20 protein-coding genes are annotated in these 21,863 nt (G+C 68.6%); 7 read left to right on the forward strand and 13 right to left on the reverse strand.

The window, feature by feature from the left end; translation table 11 throughout:
* Positions 1–26 precede the first annotated feature (26 nt).
* The 4 genes from rsmG (at position 27) to G154_RS09245 (ending at position 3,641) form a co-directional block, all read left to right on the forward strand.
* Positions 27–719: a 16S rRNA (guanine(527)-N(7))-methyltransferase RsmG gene (gene rsmG, locus G154_RS09230; protein ID WP_019511960.1), complete on the forward strand. Its 693-nt coding sequence runs from the start codon at positions 27–29 to the stop codon at positions 717–719.
* Entirely contained in the window at positions 716–1,639 is a 924-nt protein-coding gene (locus G154_RS09235) for a ParA family protein (protein WP_019511961.1), read from the forward strand. Before rsmG ends, G154_RS09235 begins: the two co-directional genes overlap by 4 nt.
* Positions 1,640–1,679: 40 nt before the next feature.
* Complete coding sequence (locus G154_RS09240; protein ID WP_019511962.1) at positions 1,680–2,684, forward strand: ParB/RepB/Spo0J family partition protein; 1,005 nt, start codon at positions 1,680–1,682, stop codon at positions 2,682–2,684.
* A 213-nt stretch (positions 2,685–2,897) separates the two neighbouring features.
* Complete coding sequence (locus tag G154_RS09245) at positions 2,898–3,641, forward strand: hypothetical protein (RefSeq protein ID WP_019511963.1); 744 nt, start codon at positions 2,898–2,900, stop codon at positions 3,639–3,641.
* A 35-nt stretch (positions 3,642–3,676) separates the two neighbouring features.
* On the opposite strand, the gene G154_RS09250 is transcribed toward G154_RS09245, so the two are convergent.
* From G154_RS09250 to G154_RS09285, 8 genes are all read right to left on the reverse strand, one after another.
* Complete coding sequence (locus tag G154_RS09250) at positions 3,677–4,870, reverse strand: N-acetylmuramoyl-L-alanine amidase (protein WP_019511964.1); 1,194 nt, start codon at positions 4,868–4,870, stop codon at positions 3,677–3,679.
* A gap of 124 nt (positions 4,871–4,994) precedes the next feature.
* Entirely contained in the window at positions 4,995–5,336 is a 342-nt protein-coding gene (gene trxA, locus G154_RS09255; protein WP_192817331.1) for a thioredoxin, read from the reverse strand.
* A 3-nt stretch (positions 5,337–5,339) separates the two neighbouring features.
* A complete protein-coding gene (trxB, locus tag G154_RS09260) occupies positions 5,340–6,302 on the reverse strand; it encodes a thioredoxin-disulfide reductase (RefSeq protein WP_031601253.1) in 963 nt (320 codons plus the stop codon).
* Between the two features lie 48 nt (positions 6,303–6,350).
* The gene (locus G154_RS09265; protein WP_019511967.1) at positions 6,351–6,989 is read right to left on the reverse strand and encodes a hypothetical protein; all 639 of its coding nucleotides are present in this window, start codon (positions 6,987–6,989) and stop codon (positions 6,351–6,353) included.
* Positions 6,990–6,996: 7 nt separating this feature from the next.
* Entirely contained in the window at positions 6,997–7,557 is a 561-nt protein-coding gene (sigM, locus tag G154_RS09270) for an RNA polymerase sigma factor SigM (RefSeq protein WP_019511968.1), read from the reverse strand.
* Between the two features lie 99 nt (positions 7,558–7,656).
* Entirely contained in the window at positions 7,657–11,172 is a 3,516-nt protein-coding gene (murJ, locus tag G154_RS09275; protein WP_019511969.1) for a murein biosynthesis integral membrane protein MurJ, read from the reverse strand.
* Positions 11,169–13,544: a hypothetical protein gene (locus G154_RS09280; RefSeq protein ID WP_031601254.1), complete on the reverse strand. Its 2,376-nt coding sequence runs from the start codon at positions 13,542–13,544 to the stop codon at positions 11,169–11,171. The genes murJ and G154_RS09280 overlap by 4 nt, the downstream gene beginning before the upstream one ends.
* On the reverse strand, positions 13,541–14,323 hold the full coding sequence (locus tag G154_RS09285) for an NUDIX hydrolase (protein ID WP_019511971.1): 783 nt from the start codon (positions 14,321–14,323) through the stop codon (positions 13,541–13,543). Before G154_RS09285 ends, G154_RS09280 begins: the two co-directional genes overlap by 4 nt.
* Before the next feature lie 109 nt (positions 14,324–14,432).
* Here G154_RS09285 and G154_RS09290 point away from each other — a divergent pair, with 109 nt between their 5' ends.
* Both G154_RS09290 and G154_RS09295 read left to right on the forward strand, forming a co-directional pair.
* Entirely contained in the window at positions 14,433–15,893 is a 1,461-nt protein-coding gene (locus G154_RS09290) for a CCA tRNA nucleotidyltransferase (RefSeq protein ID WP_019511972.1), read from the forward strand.
* A gap of 15 nt (positions 15,894–15,908) precedes the next feature.
* Complete coding sequence (locus G154_RS09295; RefSeq protein ID WP_019511973.1) at positions 15,909–16,412, forward strand: hypothetical protein; 504 nt, start codon at positions 15,909–15,911, stop codon at positions 16,410–16,412.
* Here G154_RS09295 and G154_RS09300 read toward each other — a convergent pair.
* From G154_RS09300 to G154_RS09310, 3 genes are all read right to left on the reverse strand, one after another.
* Positions 16,396–17,463: an ankyrin repeat domain-containing protein gene (locus G154_RS09300; RefSeq protein ID WP_234713156.1), complete on the reverse strand. Its 1,068-nt coding sequence runs from the start codon at positions 17,461–17,463 to the stop codon at positions 16,396–16,398. The genes G154_RS09295 and G154_RS09300 overlap by 17 nt on opposite strands.
* Before the next feature lie 125 nt (positions 17,464–17,588).
* On the reverse strand, positions 17,589–18,365 hold the full coding sequence (locus tag G154_RS09305) for a TIGR03084 family metal-binding protein (protein WP_019511975.1): 777 nt from the start codon (positions 18,363–18,365) through the stop codon (positions 17,589–17,591).
* 22 nt (positions 18,366–18,387) lie between these two features.
* Positions 18,388–19,674, reverse strand: coding sequence for an MFS transporter (locus G154_RS09310; RefSeq protein ID WP_019511976.1), 1,287 nt, complete (start codon positions 19,672–19,674; stop codon positions 18,388–18,390).
* Positions 19,675–19,778: 104 nt separating this feature from the next.
* Here G154_RS09310 and G154_RS09315 point away from each other — a divergent pair, with 104 nt between their 5' ends.
* Complete coding sequence (locus G154_RS09315; protein ID WP_019511977.1) at positions 19,779–20,384, forward strand: YqgE/AlgH family protein; 606 nt, start codon at positions 19,779–19,781, stop codon at positions 20,382–20,384.
* A gap of 11 nt (positions 20,385–20,395) precedes the next feature.
* On the opposite strand, the gene G154_RS09320 is transcribed toward G154_RS09315, so the two are convergent.
* A complete protein-coding gene (locus tag G154_RS09320; protein ID WP_019511978.1) occupies positions 20,396–20,752 on the reverse strand; it encodes a hypothetical protein in 357 nt (118 codons plus the stop codon).
* Between the two features lie 33 nt (positions 20,753–20,785).
* Positions 20,786–21,784, reverse strand: a complete 999-nt coding sequence (locus tag G154_RS09325) for an LpqN/LpqT family lipoprotein (protein WP_019511979.1) — start codon at positions 21,782–21,784, stop codon at positions 20,786–20,788.
* Positions 21,785–21,863 lie beyond the last annotated feature (79 nt).

Raw genomic sequence — 21,863 nt, forward strand, 5'->3', positions numbered from 1 at the left:
CCGTCGGCCTGGGGCACTACCGGAGGATGTTTCACGTGAAACATGGTGAATTGAGTCCGGCGCCCCAGGCGGCGGCTCTTTGCTTTGGCGACCGGGTCGGTGTCGCCGAACATTACGGTCGGATCCTGGCCGGCGCCGGGATCGAGCGAGGACTCATCGGTCCGGCCGAGGTCGACCGTCTGTGGGAGCGGCACATCCTCAACAGTGCCGCCATGGCCGAGCTTCTCGATGAGGGGGAGCGGGTGGCCGATATCGGAAGCGGGGCGGGACTGCCCGGCATCCCACTCGCGATCGCCCGGCCCGATCTTCGCGTGACGTTGGTCGAGCCGCTGCTGCGTCGCAGTGAATTTCTGCGGGAGGCGATCGACGAGTTGAGGCTCGACGTCGAGGTCGTTCGGGGTCGGGCTGAAGACAAGGCGATTCGTGCGGAGGCAGGAGAGATGGACGCGGTCGTGTCCCGAGCGGTGGCTCCGTTGGACAAGCTGTCCCGGTGGAGCATCCCGCTGCTGCGAGTCGGCGGCCGGATGCTGGCATTGAAGGGGGAGCGGGCCGTCGACGAGGTGGAGCAGCACCGGCGGACGTTGAGTTCGCTTGGTGCTTCGGAGGTAAGGGTGGTGAGATGTGGCGTGGACTTTTTGAATCCACCCGCCACCGTGGTCGAAGCACGACGCGGAGCGGTGGACAGTCGGACGGGGCGACCCGGCAGGAGGAAACGATGACGGGCCAGCGTGATGTTTCACGTGAAACATGGACGGCTGAACCCGAGGCGTGGCCGACCATCGACACTCCCATAGCGGCCGAGGCCGAGCGAGCCAGCCGACTGCTGCACAATCGCGAGCGAGGTCTGCCGCGTCCCGCCCGTCAGCGCATCTTCACCATCGCCAACCAGAAGGGCGGTGTCGGCAAGACGACGACTGCGGTGAATGTGGCCGCGGCACTCGCACGCCAGGGGTTGCAGGTGTTGGTCATCGATCTCGATCCGCAGGGCAATGCCAGCACGGCTCTGGGCATCGAGCACCGCCAGGGCACGCCGTCGTCCTATGAGGTGCTGATCGGTGAGATACCACTTGCCGACGCACTCCAGCGCAGTCCCCACAACGACAAGCTGTACTGCGTGCCGGCCACCATCGATCTGGCTGGTGCCGAGATCGAGTTGGTCAGCATGGTTGCGCGGGAAGGCCGGCTGCGCTCGGCGCTGGGCGCCTTGCGTGATCACAGCTTCGACTACGTCTTCATCGACTGCCCGCCGTCGCTGGGTCTGCTGACCATCAATGCCCTCGTCGCCGCGCCCGAGGTGCTGATCCCGATTCAGTGCGAGTACTACGCACTGGAAGGTGTGGGGCAGCTGCTCCGCAATATCGAGATGGTCAAGTCACACCTCAATCCCGAACTGAACGTCACGACGGTGGTCCTGACCATGTACGACGGCCGTACCCGGTTGGCCGACCAGGTGGCCGAAGATGTGCGTGCACACTTTGGCGACAAGGTGCTGCGAACGGTCATCCCGCGCAGCGTGAAGGTGTCGGAAGCGCCCGGGTATGGGATGACGATCCTCGATTATGACCCGGGCTCACGAGGAGCGATGAGCTATCTCGACGCCAGCCGCGAGATTGCCGAGCGCGGGCGATCGGTCAAGTGATCCAGGTAGTTCCCGAGCAGAAGATCAGCAGGAGAGGTCGATGAACCAGGCGAAGAAGCGCAGCGGATTGGGACGCGGACTGGCGTCGTTGATCCCGACCGGCCCGGGTGAGGGGGAGGCGCTGGGCGCTCCGCGGATCGGCGACAGTGCTGCCGATGTCTTGATGGGGGGCGCGCCGAAGCCCGCCGCACCGGCACCGACGGCTGCCGAGGAAGCGGCCGTCGCGGAGTTCGGCGCGGTGTACCGCGAGATCGATCCGACGCTCATCGATCCGAACCCGCGCCAGCCCCGGCAGGTTTTCGATGAAGAGGCGCTCTCCGAGTTGATCCACTCCATCAAGGAGTTCGGCGTCATGCAGCCGATCGTGGTGCGGGCGATGCCGGCCGTCGACGGCGCTACGCGCTATCAGCTGGTGATGGGGGAGCGGCGCTGGCGGGCATCGCAGGAAGCCGGACTGACTGCCATCCCGGCCATCGTCCGAGAGACCGCGGACGACAGCATGCTGCGCGACGCCCTGCTGGAGAACATCCACCGCGCTCAGCTGAATCCGTTGGAAGAGGCCGCGGCCTACCAACAGCTTCTCGAAGAATTCGGGGTAACCCACGACGAGTTGGCGTCCCGGATCGGTCGATCGCGTCCGCTGATCTCGAACATGATCCGACTTCTGCGCCTGCCCATCGCCGTTCAGCGACGGGTCGCGGCAGGTGTGCTTTCCGCCGGACATGCCAGGGCGCTGCTGGCCCTGGAGGGCGGTCCCGAGCGCCAGGAAGAACTCGCGGCGCGGATCGTGGCCGAGGGTCTGTCGGTACGGGCGACCGAAGAGGCCGTCACGCTGGCGAACCGGAACGGTCCGGCGGACCCCCCGGCACCGCGACGCAAGCCGATCCAGATGCCCGGTCTGCAGGATGTCGCCGAACAGCTGTCGACGGCGTTCGATACGCGGGTCACCGTGAGTCTGGGTAAGCGTAAGGGCAAGATCGTGGTCGAGTTCGGCTCCGTCGATGATCTGCAACGCATCGTCGAACTGATGAACTCCGCCAAGTAATGAGGGGGCTGTTTTCGCGCTGTTTTTCCACGACCGGGGACAAGGGCGAATTACGTCACTGTGACACTGGCCGCTCCCGAACTCGACGCGCGACGACCCCATCACGGAGATCACATGTGTGACAACGTATTTGGTCCAGAGCATCGAATCGGCCGCATTTCTCCTATCCTGGAGGTCCGTGCGCTCTCCAGAATCGAAGGGTGAGGACTCGAAGTGTCAGCGCGAATCAGCTCGCTTCGGCTCGAGGCGTTCGATCAGTTGCCCAAGCACGCGCGACGCTGTGTGTTCTGGGAAGTGGACCCCTCGACGGTGCAGGGTGAGGATCACCTGGCCGACCCGGAGTTCGAGAAGGAAGCATGGCTGTCGATGGTCATGTTGGAATGGGGCTCGTGCGCGCAGGTGGCACTGGTGGGACCGGATGCTCCCGGCGAGCAAGACTTCTCTGAGCTGACCATCGATGCCCCGTGCTCGGGATACGCCTTCTACGCACCGCCCGGTGCGGTGCCGCGCGCCTCCCGCTTCCCGACCGGACCGGTGAGTGCCGACGCGGTCTTGCTGACCTCGCTGGGTGTCGACTCGGCTGAAGACGGGGACGATCTGTCCCGGGCATTGGTAGCGGCCGTCGCCGCCGATCTTATTCGGCGCGGGGTGCGCGCCCTCGAGGCATTCGGGCGGACGGCTTTGGCCGACGATCTGTGCGCGGACGGTGCGACTGCGGAGCTGGCATCCGTGATCGAGGCGCTCGGCGACTGTTCGGCCGGGCAGTGCATCGTATCGGCGGAGTTCCTCAGCGCGGCAGGATTCGAGGTTGTCGCGCCCCATCCGTACTTCCCCCGGCTGCGACTGGAGCTCGAGCAGGGACTGGGCTGGAAGGCCGATGTCGAGGCTGCCCTGGAACGGCTGTTGGAAAGTGCCCGCCTGCAGGTACCCGTCGGTGCCGCAGCCGCAGTCAGTTGAGCGGCGCCGCTCGAGGGGGGTTGAAACCGGAGAGGTCAGCTGGGGGCGACGCGGCCGGCTTCGACAGACAGCTCGTGGGCCAGTAGTTCGGCGAAGGTGAACGTACCTGTCGGGCGATCGTCCTTGCCGAGCAGGTACAGTCGCTTCACCGCGGCCAGCATCCCCTCTGCGATGGCATCGCGAGATGCAGCTGACGCCAACAGCGTTCGATCATGTGTATTGGTCACATAGCCGAGATCGACCTGCACCGTGGGCATCCGGGTCAGCCGCAGCAGGTCCCAGGTCCGGCCATGCACGCGACAATCACGGGATCCGGTGCGCGCCACGAGTTCTCGTTGAATGAAATCGGCAAGATTGCGGCCGATGGTGGACACCGAGCCGTGCGAATTGCCGAAGTGGAACGAGGCGACGCCGCTGGCGGTGGCACTGCTGTGCGTGGTGCAGCGCAGGCTGATCATCAGATCGGCGCCCACCGTGTTGGCGGTGGCGGCCCGTTCGGCATCCGAGGGGCTGCTGGCGGCCGAGCGGGACAGGAAGGTGTCCATGCCGATGGCAGTCATCCTGCCTTCGAGTCGGCTCGCCAGATCCCACAGGATGTCGGCCTCGCTGATCGGGCCCTCGGGACCCTGGATGATCGCCCCCAGATCGCTGCCGCCACGGCCCGGATCGATGATGACCCGCTTACCGGACAGCCGCGGCCCCGAGCGGCGCACCAACTCCTCCTCGCGGATGGCGTGGGGTGAGCCGCCGGTGACCCGGGAGCCCAGAAAGTAGAGCGACCGCAGTGTTTCCGGGCCACAGATACCGTCCGGGAACAGGCCGTACTCGCGCTGGAAGAACATCAGTGCGTTGTGCGTCTGCAGCCCGAAATGCCCGTCGACCAGGCCGGTGTAGAACCCGAGATCCTGCAGTCTGGCCTGCAGGGTGGCCACATCGTCGCCGTACATCGGTGCGCCGAACTGGTGCGACAACGTGCGCGCACCCAGTTGATAGGAGGCTTCGCGCAAGGCGCGGGCGGTGGCCTCACCGACCAGGCCGTCGACGAGCAGGCCTCGGTGCTGCTGGAACGCACGCACGGCATGGTCGAGTTCGGCATCGAACAGATCGGCGACGATGTGCTTGCCGGTGGTCGGTTCGGCGTCCGGGTGCTCGAGCATGCCCAAGCCGGCCAGTGCCGCTCTGATCTCGACGACCGCACTTCCGCGGTCGCCGCGACGCAGTATCGACATTCTTGGCCTTTCCGACATTGAGCACCCCCCCGAACCGACGGCAATGGCACTCCGGACAGACAGTATTGTCTCAGATACCGCTTAAAATCCGGAAAACCTCGGCGTGTGATGCGCCGAACCGTCCTCAGGCGAGATCGTCGGCGATCTCGCGCAGCAGCGCCGCCTTGCCCTTCGCGCCGACGATCCGCTTGACCGGCTGACCGTCCTTGAACAAGATCATCGTCGGGATCGAGACAACCTGGAAGTCACGCGCGGTCTCGGGGTTCGCGTCGACGTCGAGCTTGGCCACGGTGAGCTCACCGGACTTCTCCGCGGCGATCTCCTCGAGCACGGGGGCGACCATCTTGCACGGGCCGCACCAGGTTGCCCAGAAGTCGACCAGCACCGGGGTTGAACTGGACAGCACATCCTGCTTGAACGAATCGTCGGTGACCGTGACGGTCGCAGAGTTCTCAGCCATGAATATCTCCTAATCTTCGGTGGGAGCCGGGAATTCGGTGAGCCAGCGCTCGGTGTCGAGGGCTGCCGAACAGCCGGAGCCGGCGGCGGTGATGGCCTGGCGGTAGGTGTGGTCCACCAGATCGCCTGCAGCGAACACGCCTTCGACCGACGTCGCGGTGCTGCGCCCGATCACCTTGACGTAACCGTCGTCATCGAGGTCGACCTGGCCCTTGACCAGATCCGAGCGCGGGATGTGCCCGATCGCGACGAACACACCGGACACGGCGAGCTTGGACTCTTCACCGGTTACCGTGTTGCGCAACCGAATTCCGGTGACCTTCGGGTCACCCTCGATCTCGTCTACAGCGGTGTTGGTCAGGATGGTGATCTTCTCGTTGGCCTGCGCGCGCTCGAGCATGATCTTGGACGCCCGGAACTCGTCACGGCGGTGGATCAGCGTGACGCTGCGGGCGAACTTGGTCAAGAAGATCGCCTCTTCCATCGCCGAGTCGCCGCCGCCGATCACGGCGATGTCCTGCTCGCGGAAGAAGAACCCGTCACAGGTGGCGCACGTGCTGACACCCAGACCGATGCGCTCCTGCTCGCCGGGGATCCCGAGCTGGCGGGCGGCGGCGCCCATGGCCAAGATCACGGACTTCGCGCGGAAGGTCTCGTCACCGACGGTCACCGTCTTGACCGGACCGCTCAGGTCCACCGAATCGACGTCTTCCATGCGCAGGTCGGCATCGAAACGCAGCGCCTGCTCGCGCATCTCCTCCATCAGATTCGGTCCGGTGATGCCTTCCCGGAAGCCGGGGTAGTTCTCGACCTCGGTGGTCGTCATCAGCGCACCGCCGAAGGAAATGCCCTCGAACACCAACGGCTTCAGTTGCGCGCGGGCGGTGTACACCGCCGCGGTGTACCCGGCCGGGCCGGATCCGATGATGATCACGTCGTGGATGGGGGACGTGTCCTCAGAAGTGGTGGACATCGTGGATATCCCAGCCTTTCTGCCGCATAAGCGGCGTGAGTTCAAACATCAGCGTAGGCCGCGGTGTTCCCGAGCGGCATGTGAGGGGCGCGGCAACACCGAACTGGTCAGCAACCTCGGGTTTGTGGCGGGGCAGCCAGCCGCCACCACGACCGCGACCATCTCATCCGGCGTGGATCCGGGCAGCACCAGCAGCACGCCATCGGGCACCGGTTGGGCGCCGAGGATGGGCGTGTCGGCCGGGCGGCCGATCCCGGTCAGGCAGGCCGGAGGGTCCGTCAGCGGTCCCAGCACCGGGGGACGAATGAGCAGGGCCTCGATGGCTTCGGCTGGCAACGGCAGTCCCGGCGGTATGGACTGTTCGGTGACGTGTCTGGCCGTCGTGTAATCCGCCCGCGTTCCGGTGGCCGGGCGGGTCTCGGTGTCGATGAGCGCCAGGCTGCCCAGCACGATCGAAACGCCGACCGCGAGCAGACCGCCGAACTGCCAGGTGCGCCGGTGGACCGACGGACGGTCGGCGTGCCGCAGCGGGGCCCCACCACCGGGTACCACCCGGTGATTCCCGCGCAGTGCCGCGACGACGGCGGCGGTCACCTCCGGGGGCGGAGCGGGTGCCGGTGCCTCGGCGAGGTCGGCGAGCTCACGGCGGACCCTGGCGGTGGTCGCGTCGTCGGGCTCGGTGGGCACTGCTCCATCATCGCGCCACCGATGCGCTCAGGTGGGCCAGGGTCGCCGCGAGTTTGGACCGGCCGCGCGCGCACCGACTCTTCACGGTGCCCTCTGGCACACCGAGCAGGGCGGCCGTCTCGGCCACCGAGAACCCCTGCATATCGACGGCAACGATCGCCGCGCGCTGGTCGATCGGAAGCCGCATCAACGCCTTCTCCACCACGATCGCGGTGTCCAATGCCGTGGTGGGGTCCGGGGCATGGCCGGCGAGTTCCGGATCCAGCGGCGCGGTGGGTCGCGCCCTGTGCCGTCGCAGCCGGTCCAGGCAGGCGTTCACCACGATGCGGCGCAGCCAGCTCTTCACCGTGCAGTCATGACGGAACTGACCGGCCGCGCAGTGTGCCGAGAGCATCGCTTCCTGCAAGGCATCGCGGGCGTCGTCGGGACAGCGGGTGGTGATCCGTGCCAGCCGGTACAGCTGCGGCTCGTAGCGGCGGAACAGCTCCTCGAAAGCGAACCGATCCCCGGCGAGATGCGCGGTCAGCAATTGTTCGTCAGTGCGGTCGTCCGCCGTGATATCCCCCACAGCCGAACCCTAGGTTCCGCTGCGGCCGCGGCCGGGCACCTCTTTGCCGCAACCCGCTGAACTGCGCGATTGCCGAGTCCAGCCTGGGGATAATTCCGCTCAGGAGCGGGCGGTGACCGTCACCTCGGAGATATCGGTGCGGCTTTTGCCGTCGACGGTGCCCAGCGTCGAGATCCACACCAGGACGTACGAGGTCGGTGCGGCCTCGGGCACGTCGATGGTGTTGGAACCCTTCTTCAGTGGCGTCGGCGGGGTCAGTTCGGTGGTATCGGACAGCGAGGCCGGATTGGCCGTGTCGGCCGAACGGATCTGGACCGAAGTGCCCACGCTGGACACGGTGACCGTGATCGACCCGATATCGGTGGGCTTGGGCAACTGCAGCATCAGGCCGACACCGTTCTTGAAGCCGGGGAAGGGCACCGGGTCGGAGTAGGTGTCGGTGGGCCACGCGGTCGCGGGGTTCCCGTCGATCGCCAGACCGGCCTCGTTGGGAGCGTCGGCGCCACCCTCGGGGGAGAAGACGGTGGCCCGGACCGGCTTGACCGTTCCACTGTCGGACTCGGCCGTGGTGCTGCTGCTGGGGTTGTTCAGGCCGAGCTCGTCGCGGTTGATCCCGCCACCCACGTCACCGAAGATCCGGCTGAGCACGGTGACCAGCAGGACGAAGACCAGCACGACGACCACGCCGCCGACGGCGAGTCCGATGATCAGGCCCTTGCGGCGCCGCGCGACGGCGTCCGGGTCGGCATCGGCGGCACCCGAACGCGCAGGCTGGTCGGCCGAGGACGCGTCCAGCGGGGCGATGTATTCGGTGCGGTCGGCCACCGCGGTGGCCTGCTGCAGCAGGTTCAGCAGCGTCGGTGCGCTGCGGATACCACCGTTTTCCTGCACCGCGCGGGCGGCTGCGGCGGAGATCTGGAAGGGAATATCCGCATTGACCGTCTGTGGCTCGACGGGCTGGCCGACCGCGTCGAGGTCGGCGGGCTCCAGACCGCTGGTGGTACCGGTCTGTGGTAGCGGCCAACGGTTGATCAGCAGGGCGTACAACGCCGCACCGACGCCGCGGATATCGCTCTCGGGGTTGGCATCGGGCAGCGTCGCCGGGAAAGCGAGCGCGACATCGCCCTCGATGCTGACCCGGATGCGGCCCGGATCGTCGACCGACAACGCGACACCCGAACGGTGTGCGATATCGGCAGCGGCGGCCAGAGACTGGATGGCGCGCGCCCCGCCGATCGGGGAGGGGGAGGTCTCGGCGACCTCGGTCAGCGAACCACCACGGATCCACTCCGAGATCACCAGGCCGCCGGACCCGGAGCGGGTGACGTCCAAGATCCGCGCCAGCCCGGGGCTGTCGATCGCCGACAGCCGTTGCGTCCTGGCCAGGATGTCCTGCAGTTCGGACTCGGGCAGGGTGCCATCGGGGTCGACGAAGGTCAGCGCGACCTGCCGGTCGAGTGCGGTGTCCAGGGCATGCCAGAACCGCAGCGTGTCGGTCCCGCCGTGGGACACGAGCAACCGGTAGCGCCCGCCGATGATGGTCGCGCCAGGGATCAGGTGCAGTTCCTCACCGAGCGCGGCCTCGGCGGGACCCTCACGCGGCGGGTCGAAGGCCAGCGGCTCGCGACTGGGATCGCCGCCGTAGTCGGCCGGTGGCCGTGCGGTGAAACCACCGGTATCGGGTGCAAACGCATCAGCTTTGCCCTGCAACGGAATCCGGGTGGTGGCGCCGGTTTCGGAATCGGCTCCGGCGTCTGGCGCAGACCCGCTGCCGGGCGTATCGCTCACCGATGGTCCTTTCCGAGTGTGGCTCGTGGCAATCTGTGCCTGCGGTGCATACCGGCGGGCTGCCGGGGGGCGGCCGGGCCGCATCGGATGCGAATTGCTCCGATCAGGATACGGGACCGCCCGGCGGTCATGACCAGCATCGGTCCCGGTCGTGCGCCCGGGGGCCGACGGCGTGCGGCCCCGGAGTCGGGCCTGCACCGCGGCGACCGCCGACACCGCGTCGGGCACCTTGGCCCACCACAGCACCGCGCCGATGATCGGACCCATGATCAGCCCGATCACCACCAGTCGCAGCAGCGATCCCGCGCCACCGCCGTGTTCGGTCAGGGCCTGCAGACCGAGAAGCTTGTCGACGACATGGGCGAGAAGACCGGCGAGCATGGATGCCGCGATCGTGACCAGGATGGTGCGCACCACCTCGATGCTGATCATCCGGCCGCCGCTTCCGGCGGGGATCAGGTTGGCGCGCAGGACCGCATATCCGACGGTGGCGCCGGCCAGGAATCCGAGGCCATTGGCCAGCCCCAGATATCCGGCGACCATGCCCGGGTCGGTGACCAGATGCGGTACCGCCACCGAGGTGACGATCTTCACGGCGGTGATCACCAGGATCAGCACGATCGGCGTCCACGGCTGTTGACGCGCGTAAAAAACCCGAAGCTGCAGCAGCACCAGCGAATAGGGGATCAGGGTGAAGGCCGACAGCGTGATCGCCATACCGAGGTAGCCGGCGTCGGTATCGCCGAAGTTGCCGTAGGCGAACAGCGCGCTGCCGATGGCCGGCCCACCGACGGTCATCACCGCGACCACCGGGATCATCGTCAGCATGGTCAGCCGGGTGGCCAGATTCAGATCGGCCAGCACGGCCGGCCCGTCCTCGGATGCGGCGTTGCGCGACAATCGCGGCATCACCACGGTGAGCACGGTCACGCCGATGATGCCGAACGGCAGCTGCAGCACCAGCCAGGTGTAGTTGTAGATGGCCGGCCCGGATGCCGATGCGGCGCTGGCGATCTGGTTGCCGACGATCAGACCGATCTGACTGATCAGGACGTAGAGGACCATCGCCAACGCCATCATCCCGAAGGTCTTGATCCGGTCGTCGATGCCCCAGAGCGGTTTCATGCTGATCCGCTCGGCCCGTAGCGCGACGAAGACGACCGCGGCCTGGGCCACCACGCCCAGGGTGGTTCCGATACCCAGCACCAGCAGCTTGGCGTTGCCCATCTCCACCGGGTTCACCGAGAGCTCGCCGGGGACAAGGAGATAGAGGCCGATGGTGGCGATGGCGACCACGTTGTTGACCACCGGCGCCCAGGCCGGCGGACCGAAGATGTTGCGGGTGTTCAGGATTGCCATGAACACCGAGGACAGCCCGTAGAAGATGATCTGGGGTAGGAGAAGGTAGGCGAACGCGGTGGTCAGCGGACGGTTCACCAAGGGTTCGGAACCAAGCATGAGGTCGGTCAGCAGCGGGGCGGCCAGCGTGGAGGAGATGGTCGCCAACAGCAGCACCAGCGTGGCCAAGGTGAGCAGCTTGCGGATGAACGCCGTTCCGCCGTCGGGATCCTCGCGTTCGGCGCGGGCCAGCACCGGGACGAAGATCGCGGTGAAGGTCGCCTCGAGGACCAGCGCGGCGATCAGGTTCGGCAGCTGGTTGGCCACCGAGAAGGCGCTCAGCAACGGCCCGCCGAGGATGATCGCCAGCAGCACCATCCTGGCGAACCCGGTGAGCCTGCTGATCAGCGTCGCCAGCGCCATCGCCCACGACCTGGAGACGACGGCCGAGTCCGACAACTCCTTGCGGGTGCCCTGCGCGGCGCTCATCGGGTCCGCTCCGGGCGCGCGGTGTCCTCGGCGGTGTGAGCCAGCGCGGTGTCCAACGGGTCGGGCCTGCGCGGCTCCCGGGTCGGCGGCACCAGGTCCGCCCGGTCCGGCTCGCCGCGGAAACGGTGCCACAGGCGGCGACCGACCAGCAACGCCAAGATCAGCCCTCCGGTCAGGGTGATGAAGAACAGCACCTTGCCGTAGGCGTTGGAATGCACCGACAACCGCACCGGGTCACCGAGGGCCATGCCGTCGCCGGTGGTCAGGGCGACATCGACGGCGAAGCGCTGGGTGAAGTGCACCTCGATGGGCACCCGCACCGGCAGGAAACCCGGCGGCAGCTCGATCTCCCCGGGGTCGGTGACCGTCATCCCCGGCGGCGCGTCGATCCGTAGTCGGACCCGGATCGGCACGGGCAGGTCGTTGCGCAGCGCCAGCGGCAGGGGGCTGCGCTCGGTGGCCAGCGTGTACGAGCCGCCGGGGTTCACGACGGTGACCGCGCCGAACAGATCGGCGACGGTGCGGCTGACCGTCGAAAGGCGTTGCTGGGCGGCACCATTGCGCGACCGCGCCGGAATCGACTGGCTCACGGCGCGCAACATGTCCTCACGTAGGGGGGCGGTGTACTGGTTACCGGTCAGGCCGGTGCGTTCGTCGACGGTCAACGCCGCGGTCAGCCCCCACAGCCGGCCGGTGATCGCGCCGATCCCGGAGGTCACCCCGTTGTCGAAGGTGCCCGCGGCGTCACCGGACCACGACGGGACGGCGCTGGAATCGAACGGTGCCAGCGCGGGTGTCTGTTGCAGAACCACCGGCAGTGGCCGCGGCACGGCCAGCCCGGCCCTGATCGCGGTCGCCACCGCGGTCAGCACGCTTTGGGCCTCATCGGGGTTGAGGTCCCAGGTCAGCGGGGGGACGACGAGCTGGGTGCGTCCCTGCGCCTCGGGTCGCAGGCCACGCCACTGCAGGGCGCCGAGCGCATCCTGCAGGCGGGCCACCCGCGAATCATGGTCCAGCGGGATGTCCAGTCCGGTGTCCAGATACGTCGGTGTGCGGGGGGTGGCACCGACTCCGGCCAGTGCGGCGCCGAGGGCGGGATCGAACGGTGCGACCACCACCTGCTGGGCGTAGCGCTGCGGTGAGGTGTCGGCCGGGCCGCTGTCTGCCGGGGTCAGTGCGGCGGCCGAGACCGCGACGGTCGGGTTCTGTCCGGCCAGCAGCGCCACCGCGCCGTCGGTCAGCGGGCCATCGCCGATCAGGGTCGCTCCCCGCACCGAACGCACCCCCAGGATCTGGTCGACGATATCGGCGGCGGCGCCGGTCGCGACGGTGCTCAGCCCGCGATCGCCGACGCGGTGCAGCGCATCCAGATCGGCCTGCGCGTACACCGTCGGTGTGACGCACAGTCGCTGGGCCAGCGCCTTGAGCCGGTTGAGCCATCCGACGGCCGCATCCTGGCCGGTGCCCGGATGCGTCGGGGCGTTGAGGCCACCCGCCGGATCGTCGCTGACGACGTAACCGGCAGTCATCGCATTGACGGTGATCAGCAGGTCGGGATCGACGGCCAGGCACACCGCGGCGCGGACCGCGCCGTCGGCGTCGACCGGGGCGCTGGTGGCGAAATCGGCCGCCGACAGCAGGGTGTCCAGTCGGCCGCCCGGCGCCAGGGAGGCCGCCAGATCGTCGTCGAGCAGCCGCACCGGGGTGGTGCCGCCGGGGATGCCTGCCGCCAGCCGGGGGCGGTCGGCCAGTGGCCACAGCACCGTGGTGGCCACCGGACGCGAGGTATCCGGGGGGACCACCGCCGACAGTCCCTGGTTTCCCGGGTCGTCGCCGCTGACGGGGTCGGGCGGTACGCCGAGCACCGGGAGCAGCAGACGTGCATCGTCGAGGCGGGCCGGGGCGCCGTAGTCGGGGGTGCCGTTGACGTTGACCAGGAGGGGATAGACGCCGGGCTGCTCGATCTGCAAGGTCGGTTCCCCGGCGCCGCGGACCGGATAGGACAGCGTGAACGGCACCTGCTGTCCGCGCTGCAACTCACCGGACACCGTGATGAACGGCCCGACCGGGGTGTACTGATCGAGATTGCCGGTCAGGTTCGTCCGCAGTTCTGCTGATCCGGTGACCGCGGGGGCGTGCTCGAGGCGGACGACGACATCGCGGACCGGCCGATCCCCGGTATTGCGGATCGTCCCGGTGACGGTGACCACCGAGCCGCTGGTGGTCGTGACGGTGTCAGGACTGACGCGGTCGATGTGCAACTGCAGGAACGTCGTCTCGCCGGGTTGGGCGGCCGCCGGAACCGGGCCGGCGAACAGCAGGACGAGCAGTGCGGCGATGAGGACGCGAAGGAGCACCCTCGCCTGTCTCATTGGCCGGGTCCGCAGCCGTTCGCCCGCCGCGGGGGCGACTCCTCCGGGCGACGGTTGCGCGTGTGCGAATGGGTCTGTGGGCGGCGCCGAGGAGCGCTGGGCGGCAGCGGCGGAAGGGCGTCCTCACCGTCGCTGTGCAATTTGTCGATGAGCTCACCGGCGACCACCGCGAGACGTCGTTCGTCGGCGTAGGCCAGCCTGGCGGGCAGATCACGCAGCGGGACCCAGGCGACCTCGGTGACCTCCATGTCCTCGTCGGAGAGGTCGCCGCCGAGGAAACGCATCAGGTAATGGTGCACGGTCTTGTGGACGCGGCGGCCCTCGGTCACGAACCAGTAGTCGATGCTGCCCAGGGCGGCCAGCACGCTGCCCTGGATTCCGGTCTCCTCGGCGACCTCGCGGATCGCGGTCTGCTCGGCGGTCTCACCGACCTCGATATGACCCTTGGGCAGTGACCACAACATCCGGCCGCGCCGGTCGATCCGCCCGATCAGCGCCGCGACCTGAGTCTCCTTGGGGCCGTCGATACCGTCGATGACGAGTCCGCCCGCCGAGGTCTCGTGCACGGTGCGCAGCCGGTCGGGGGCTCTGCGGTCGGGCCGCGGCCTGCGATTCTGGCCGGGTTTGGCCTGTTTGGGCTCCCCATTGGCGGCCGGTGCCGCCGCGCCGTTGCTCGACGTCGAGTCGGCTTGGGCGTCGGCGGCGGGCGGACCGGCAGCCCGGCGGCCGCGGCGACGCCCTCGGCGCCGTCGCGGTTTGGCCTGCTCGCCGTCCGACACCCAAGCGATGATAGTTGCCGTCGGTTCACCTGCTCGCCACACGCGCCCGTCGTGGCCGGGCTGTCGCCGGGTCGTTACCACCCCGGTGGCGTCACTAGACTCCCCGAACGTGCCCGACCACCAGACCCCAGACGCCGTCGATGCCGAACTGTTGGCGGGCGCGTTTGTGGCGCTGAGCGAGTACGGATCGGTGCTCACGGAACTGGGCGCGCGGTTCGCCGAGGCAGGCCACCAGCTGTATCTGGTCGGCGGGAGTGTGCGCGATGCGTTGCTGGGCCGGCTGGGCAACGATCTGGATTTCACCACCGACGCGCGGCCGAAGCAGATGCAGAAGCTGCTGCGCGGGTGGGCCGACGCGCTCTGGGAAACCGGGATCGAATTCGGGACGCTCGGCGTGGGTAAGGCCGGATACCGGATGGAGATCACCACATTCCGGGCCGACAGCTACGACCAGGTCTCGCGCAATCCCGAGGTGCGCTTCGGTGACCGCCTGGAAGACGACCTGGTCCGTCGCGATTTCACGGTGAACGCGATGGCGGTGCGGATCCACCCCGATGCCCCTGGCGGGCTCGCCGAGTTCTGCGATCCGCTCGGCGGGATCACGGCACTGCGCGAGCGGATACTCGACACACCCGCCGAACCGCAGGTGTCCTTCGGTGATGATCCGCTGCGGATGCTGCGCGCCGCGCGTTTCGTCTCCCAGCTTCGCTTTGCGGTGGCGCCGCGGGTGCTGGAGGCGCTGATCGAGATGGCGCCGCAGTTGGGCCGGATCACCGCCGAACGGGTCGCCGCCGAACTGGACAAGCTGATCACCGGCGCCGATCCGGTGGCCGGAATCGACCTGATGGTCCAGACGGGTCTTGGCGATGTGGTGCTGCCCGAGGTCGGTGAGATGCGGATGGCCATCGACGAACATCACCAGCACAAGGACGTCTACTGGCACTCGCTGACGGTGCTGCAGCAGGCCATCGATCTGGAAGCCGACGGTCCCGATCTGGTGTTGCGGTGGGCTGCGCTGCTGCATGACATCGGTAAGCCGGCGACCCGTCGGCACGAGTCCGATGGTGGGGTGAGCTTCCATCACCACGAGGTGGTCGGGGCCAAGATGACGCGCAAGCGGATGCGGGCGCTGAAGTACTCCAAGCAGATGGTCGACGACGTCTCGCAGTTGGTGTATCTGCATCTGCGTTTCCACGGCTACGGCGACGGCAAGTGGACCGACTCCGCGGTGCGTCGCTATGTCACCGATGCCGGGCCCCTGCTGGACCGGTTGCACAAGCTGGTCCGCGCGGATTGCACCACCCGCAACAAGCGGCGTGCGGCGCGATTGCGCGCCAACTACGACGATCTCGAGGCCAGGATCGCCGAGATCGCGGCCAAGGAGGATCTGGGGCGGGTGCGGCCCGATCTGGACGGCAACGAGATCATGGCCATCCTGGACATCCCGGCCGGACCGCTCGTCGGCAAGGCCTGGAAGTACCTGAAGGACCTGCGTCTGGAACGTGGTCCGCTGGAGCATGACGAGGCGATCGCCGAGCTCAGAAAATGGTGGAACGCCCGGCAGTCCTGATGCGTCTGAGGAGGTATGGACTATTGCCTCTCCGATAGCGCTGGTGGTGCGGACATCTGGTCGGCCGATCCCACGGTCGATCTCGACGGTGACGGGGTCCTCGACGCCATCGGCCTGGATCTCGACGGGGACGGCCACGCCGATGACGCACTGGCCGATCTGGACGGTCCGCCGGGCGACGGGCTGGCCGATCACGCCGTGCACAATCGCGACGGGCCGGCGCCGGCATATTTCACCGACGACGGCTCGGGCACCTGGGCGGTCGCGGTGGACCGGGCGGGACAGTTGCGCTGGTTGGGTCTCGACGGCGCGGAGGCCTTCGGCGGACCCGTCGTGGATTTCGACGGGGACGGTTCGCCGGGGGAGCGGTTGGTCGATGTCGATGCCGATGGGCTCGCCGACCGGGTGCTCGGTCCCGGGTTCGCCTACGCCGACCGCGACGGTGACGGTCGCTGGGATCTGCGGCTCACCGATGCCGACGGGGACGGGACGGCCGATGCGGTCAGCGACCTGCCGTGAGCCGTAGTAGTTCGGCGGCCTCGGACTCATAGGCGTGTTCGGCCCATTCACCGGGCGTGGCGTCGAACCGGGTGTCACGCAACGCGGGGTCCGCGCCGGCGTCGAGGAGACGCCGGATCAACGTCAGGTCTCCGGACCAGGCGGCGTGGTGCAGGGCGGTCGCGCCGTCGGCGTCACGTTGATTCGGGTCGTCGGGCAGTTCGCGGGTCGCCGGTTGCGCCCCGCCGGTGTCGATACCGTGCCGAGCCAGCAGTGCCAGCCGGTCGGCGAAACCGTTGTCTGCGGCCCAGGAGATCTGCCGTTGCCACATCTGCTCGCGCGTCTCCATGGCCTCACCGAGGCGGCGCTCCCACGGACTCGGACCGGCGTCGGCAAGCCCGTGCTCGAACAGCAGGTGCAGGTGTGCATCGTCGGGCCGGAACATCCGGTTGTAGAGCGTCTGTTGGTCCACCGGATGCGCGCCGCGACCCAGCAGCAGGGTGGCAAGGTCGTCGGCGGCCGGGTGCCGTGGCTGGCGCCGCGGCCCCTGCTCACCCTCGCCGAATACGCCGGTCAGCACCGTGAAGGGCGTCGACATCCCACGCCACAGATACCCGGCGTCGGGATCGGCACCGGCATCGAGCAGCAGGTGGGCGGCGGCGATGCTGTCCCCACCGGGCACCCGGGCGTAGGCCAAGTACATCAGCGGCGGCCACCCGAAGGGTCCGCCCGGGGTCGATGCCACGCCGGGGTCGTCACGCAGCTGGGCGGACAGTGCGCGGACATCGTGTGCAGCGGCGGCTGCCCAGGGGTGGTCGTCGACCAGGCCAGGTCGGGTACGCAGCAGCTCGGCCGCCGCCTCGCGGCGCGGGGGCGCATCGGTTCCGTCGTAGCGCAGGCAGGCCAGCGCACAGAACCGGTCGCCGACATCGGCGGTGGACTCGTCGAAACGGGACGGGTCGGTGCCCAGCTCGGTGACCGCTTCGAGATAGCGCACCAGCGCGGGCCACCCACTGAACCCGTACTGCCGGGCGGTGGAGTCCTTGCCGCCTTCGCCGGCCTCCGCGAGCAGTGCGTCGAGCGACGGATTGTCAGGTAGTGAGCTGGCGATATCGCATCCCTTTCCCGTTGACTCTGCGGTGTGGGCGGTGCCTCCTCGCACTTTTGCGCCGTGAGTGCAGAGTCGGCGCCTGCCGGTTATCCGCGGCCCTTGCCCGGTGGCCCGGCGAAGGCCTGGGCGATGGTCAGCCACTTCTGGGCGTCGGGGCCGGTCGCCACGATATCGAGATCACTCGGCGCTCGGCGTTGGGTGACCAGCATGCAGAAGTCCTCGGCGCTGCCGGCCACGGTCTGGGCGGCGTCCTCGGGTCCCCAAGCCCACAACTGCCCGTCCGGAGCGCGTAGTTCCACGTGAAACATTTCCGCCGGCGGGGTGAGGCCGTGCACAGAGAAAGCGAAATCCCTTGTGCGATAACCGATATGGGCAATCGATCGGAGGCGTTCGGTGCCTGGCTTGCGGATCCCCAGCGCATCGGCGACATCGAGGCCGTGGGCCCAGGTCTCCATCAGGCGCGCGGTGGCCATCGATGTCGGGCTCATCGGTGGGCCGAACCAGGGCAGCTTTCGGCCGTCGGGGACCCCCAGCAGCGCATCGTGCAACCGCGCACGGTCGGCCCGCCAATTGGCCAGCAACTCGGCCGAGGGAGTGGCCGCCAGTTGCTCGGCGCCGGCGTCGACGAACCCCAGCGGGTTCTTACCGGCCTCGGCTAGCACGGCGCCGAAGGCGCCCTCGTCGGTCGCCGACGCCCAAGCCACCCGGTCGGTCCACCACAGGTGGGCGATCTGGTGGGCGATGGTCCACCCCGGGGCGGGGGTGGCGGTGCGCCATTGCTGGTCGGACAACTCGGCAACCATGCTGTCGAGCTCGGCGCTCTCTGCGCGCAGATCGGCCACCACCGGCCCGGCATCAGCCATGGCTGAACTCTAGACCGGCACTCTAGACCGGCCGGGGCCGCCTGCCGAGGCGGGCGTGCGCGGCCAAACCCACCAGGTAGAGCGCGGACCCGAGGAGAACCAGGGGAACCGACCGGCCGTCGGTCGGGATGAGCGCCGCCGCCAACGCGATCGCCGCGACGAAGGTCACCCAGAACAGCGCGTCCTGCACCGTGAAGACATGCCCGCGCAACGCGTCGTCGACGTCGATCTGCATCGCGCTGTCCGCGCACAGCTTCACCACCTGCCCGGCCGCGCCGAGGACGAAGCCGCAGGCGATCATCACCGGCATGTACAGCCACGCGGCCAGCAGCTGGATCAGCGCCGCCAAGACCAGGGCGCCGTTGGCCGTGCGGTAACGACCCCACCGCAGGACAGCGGCAGGAGTGAGCACGGTGGACAGAAACGATCCGGTACCGGTCGCGGCGACGAACAGCACCGCGGTGCCCAAGCCCAGCCCGGCGACCTCCTGATCGCCGCTGTGGCGCACCATCACCAACACCAGCAGGGTGTTGATCCCGAACACCATCCGGTGGGCGGCCAACCCGCTGAGGGTCGCCGCGACGGTGGGCACCGCGGCGACCGTCCTGGCGCCGTGCACCCACCCGGTGGACACCGCATAAGCCACCGAACCGTGCACGGCGCGGGCGCTGTCGTCGGGACCGAGGGCGCGAGGGGCGAACCGCACCGACAGCACCAGGGCCAATGTCACCGGGATCGCCGCCAAGAAGATCACCACCGAGGCGCCCCCGTCATCGGCACCGAGCAACCACCGCGGCAGCAGCATGAAGTTCGCGCCGAGGAAGGTCGCCAGCGCGCCCGTCGCGGTGGCCACCGAGTTCATCGTCAGCACGTGATCGCGGGGCACCACATGCGGTAGTGCCGCCGAGAGCCCGGACGAGACGAAGCGGGTGAACCCGTTGACGATCAGCGCGCCGGCCAGCAGCGTCAGATCCCCCGAGCTGACCGCCAGGGCCGCGCCGACGGCGAGCATCAGCACCAGGCGCCCGGCGTTGGCGCCGATCAGCACCGTCCTGCGGTCCCAGCGGTCCAACAGCGCCCCGGCGAACGGCCCGAGTGCGGAGTAGGGCAGGAACAGCACAGCGAACGCCCCAGCGATGGCCCACGGATGTGCGGCGCGCTCCGGATTGAACAGCAATGCACCGGCTAAACCGGCCTGGAACAACCCATCCCCGAATTGGCTGACCGCCCGCAACTCGAGCAGCCGCCGGAATTCGGGCAACCCGCGCACCGTGTGCCACGTGCCCCCGGGAGTGCCGGTGTCAGTCATCAGATCGGGTCCTGTCCGGGCCGGCGAGTTATGACCCCGATCCACCCTACAAATATCTCGGCGAGCCGGTGAGCACGGCGCCGTGCTGGTGACATGATTGACCGATGGCGCATCCCGACGAACCGGAGGATTACCCGACGCCGACGGCACCGCGGGTGCGGGCGGGGACGCTGCTGTTGGCCGAAACCGACCTGCTGGAACCGACATTCCGGCGCACCGTCATCTACATCGTCGAACACAACGAGGGCGGCACGCTCGGCGTGGTGCTCAACCGGCCGAGCGAGACCGCGGTCTACAACGTCCTGCCGCAGTGGGCCGGGCTCGCGATCAAGCCCAAGACGATGTTCGTCGGTGGTCCGGTGAAGCGTGATTCGGCGTTGTGCCTGGCCACCGTCCGGGTCGGCGTCGACATCACCGGCGTGCCCGGCTTGCGTCACGTCCAGGGTCGGGTCTGCATGGTCGATCTGGACTCCGATCCGGAGAACATCGCGCCGGTGGTCGAGGGTGTGCGGATCTTCGCGGGATATTCGGGCTGGACCGTCGGGCAGCTCGAGGGTGAGATCGAGCGCGACGACTGGATCGTGCTCTCGGCGTTGCCCTCGGATGTCCTTGCCGAACCGCGGGTCGACCTGTGGTCCCGAGTGCTGCGACGTCAACCGTTACCGCTGGCGATGCTCGCGACGCATCCGATCGACCTGAGCCGAAACTGACCTGACGCCACTCAGCACGAGAGCGTGCAAGAGGCGCACGAGCCGGCGCAACCCCCACCGGCGTCGCGGGCAGCGGCCTGGGCGGCTTCCTTGCGGGCCACCACCTTGGCGCTCTGCCAGCATCCCGCGGCGACCGTCCCGATCGCGCCGATGACGCACACCGGCAGCAACAGCGTGGCCATCGTCGGCGCGGCGAGGGCCACCGCACTGCCGGCACCCAGCATCGCTGCGGCGGCGAACTGCGTCGGCGCCACGGCGCGCAACACCTGACGCACAGGATCGTCGGCGAAGGGTTGCTTCAAGGACCACACAGCCGCGCCGGCGGTGGCGACGGCCACGACCAGGCACAGGACCGCGGCAACAAGCATGGCTTCAGGATACGAGGCGGACGGGCTTCGGTGTTAGTTGGGGACGACGGGCCCGGTACCGAGGCTGACCGGGATGGCGGACGGTGCTGCCGCGGCGGGCGCGGGGACGACCGGTGCCGCTGCGGCGGGTGCGGCGGCAGCGCCTGGAGCCGGTGCGGCGGGTGCGGGTGCCGATACCCGGAAGCCGTTGATGATCGCGTCGGTGGCGTCCGCGGCGGCCACGGATTGCGATTCGGAGGTGGTGACCGACAGCGACACCAGGAAGCGGTCGGCGCCGGAGGTCGCGATGATGTGGCGTCGTGAGGTGTTCAGGGTCATGTTGTTCTCGCGGTAGGTGCCCTCGATGATCGACGTCGGCACACCGGCCACCTCGGCGATCGACCCTCCGGTCGCCCGCCATGCCGTCAGCTGCTGGCTGTCGACGAATCCGTGCCGGATCGCTTCGCGCTGGTCGAAGTTCCCGACCAGCTTGTAGACGACCACCTGGGCGTTGTTGCTGTACAGCCCGTCGCCACCGACGCGGTCGGCGATGACGGCGAAGGCGTCGGGGACATTGGGGTCGGGCACCTGGGTCCAGCCGGTGGGCCGGGGCAGCACGATGTTCAGCGCGGTGAACCCGGCCGGGGTCTGAGGCTCCAACGTCACATTCTGACTGGTCAGGTAGTCACGGATGGTGCCGGACGGATTCGGTGACAGCGGCACCGTCACCGGTCGCGGGGTGGCTGCGGTGCTGGTCGCCGAGCCGAGCAGCGGCGCAGCACCCGGAGCGACAGGCACAGCGGGGATGGCGGCCGGGGCGGCCGGGCTGCCCGCTGCGATCGGCTGGGCGGGTGCGGCAGCGGCCGGGATCAGCGGTGCGGCCGCCTGTGGCGCGACGGTGACGGTCTGGGTGACGGTGACCGGGGCGGGCGGCACGGGATGAGGGGGCAGCGGTTCGGCGTTCGCGGGGGTGGCGGCCAGGCTGACCACACCGGCCAGGCCGGCGGCGGTCCCGGCGATGACAATCCGCCAGCGGCGCGCGTGCTCGTTCATCCTGACGTCGGTCCTTCCGGGGTGGTGCGGTGTGTCGCGGGAATTCGATTCCGGCGGGTCAGGGGCCGACTGTAACCAT

It is taken from the genome of Mycobacterium sp. VKM Ac-1816D, assembly GCF_000416385.1.
In the GTDB taxonomy this organism is placed as follows: Bacteria; Actinomycetota; Actinomycetes; order Mycobacteriales; family Mycobacteriaceae; genus Mycobacterium; species Mycobacterium neoaurum_A.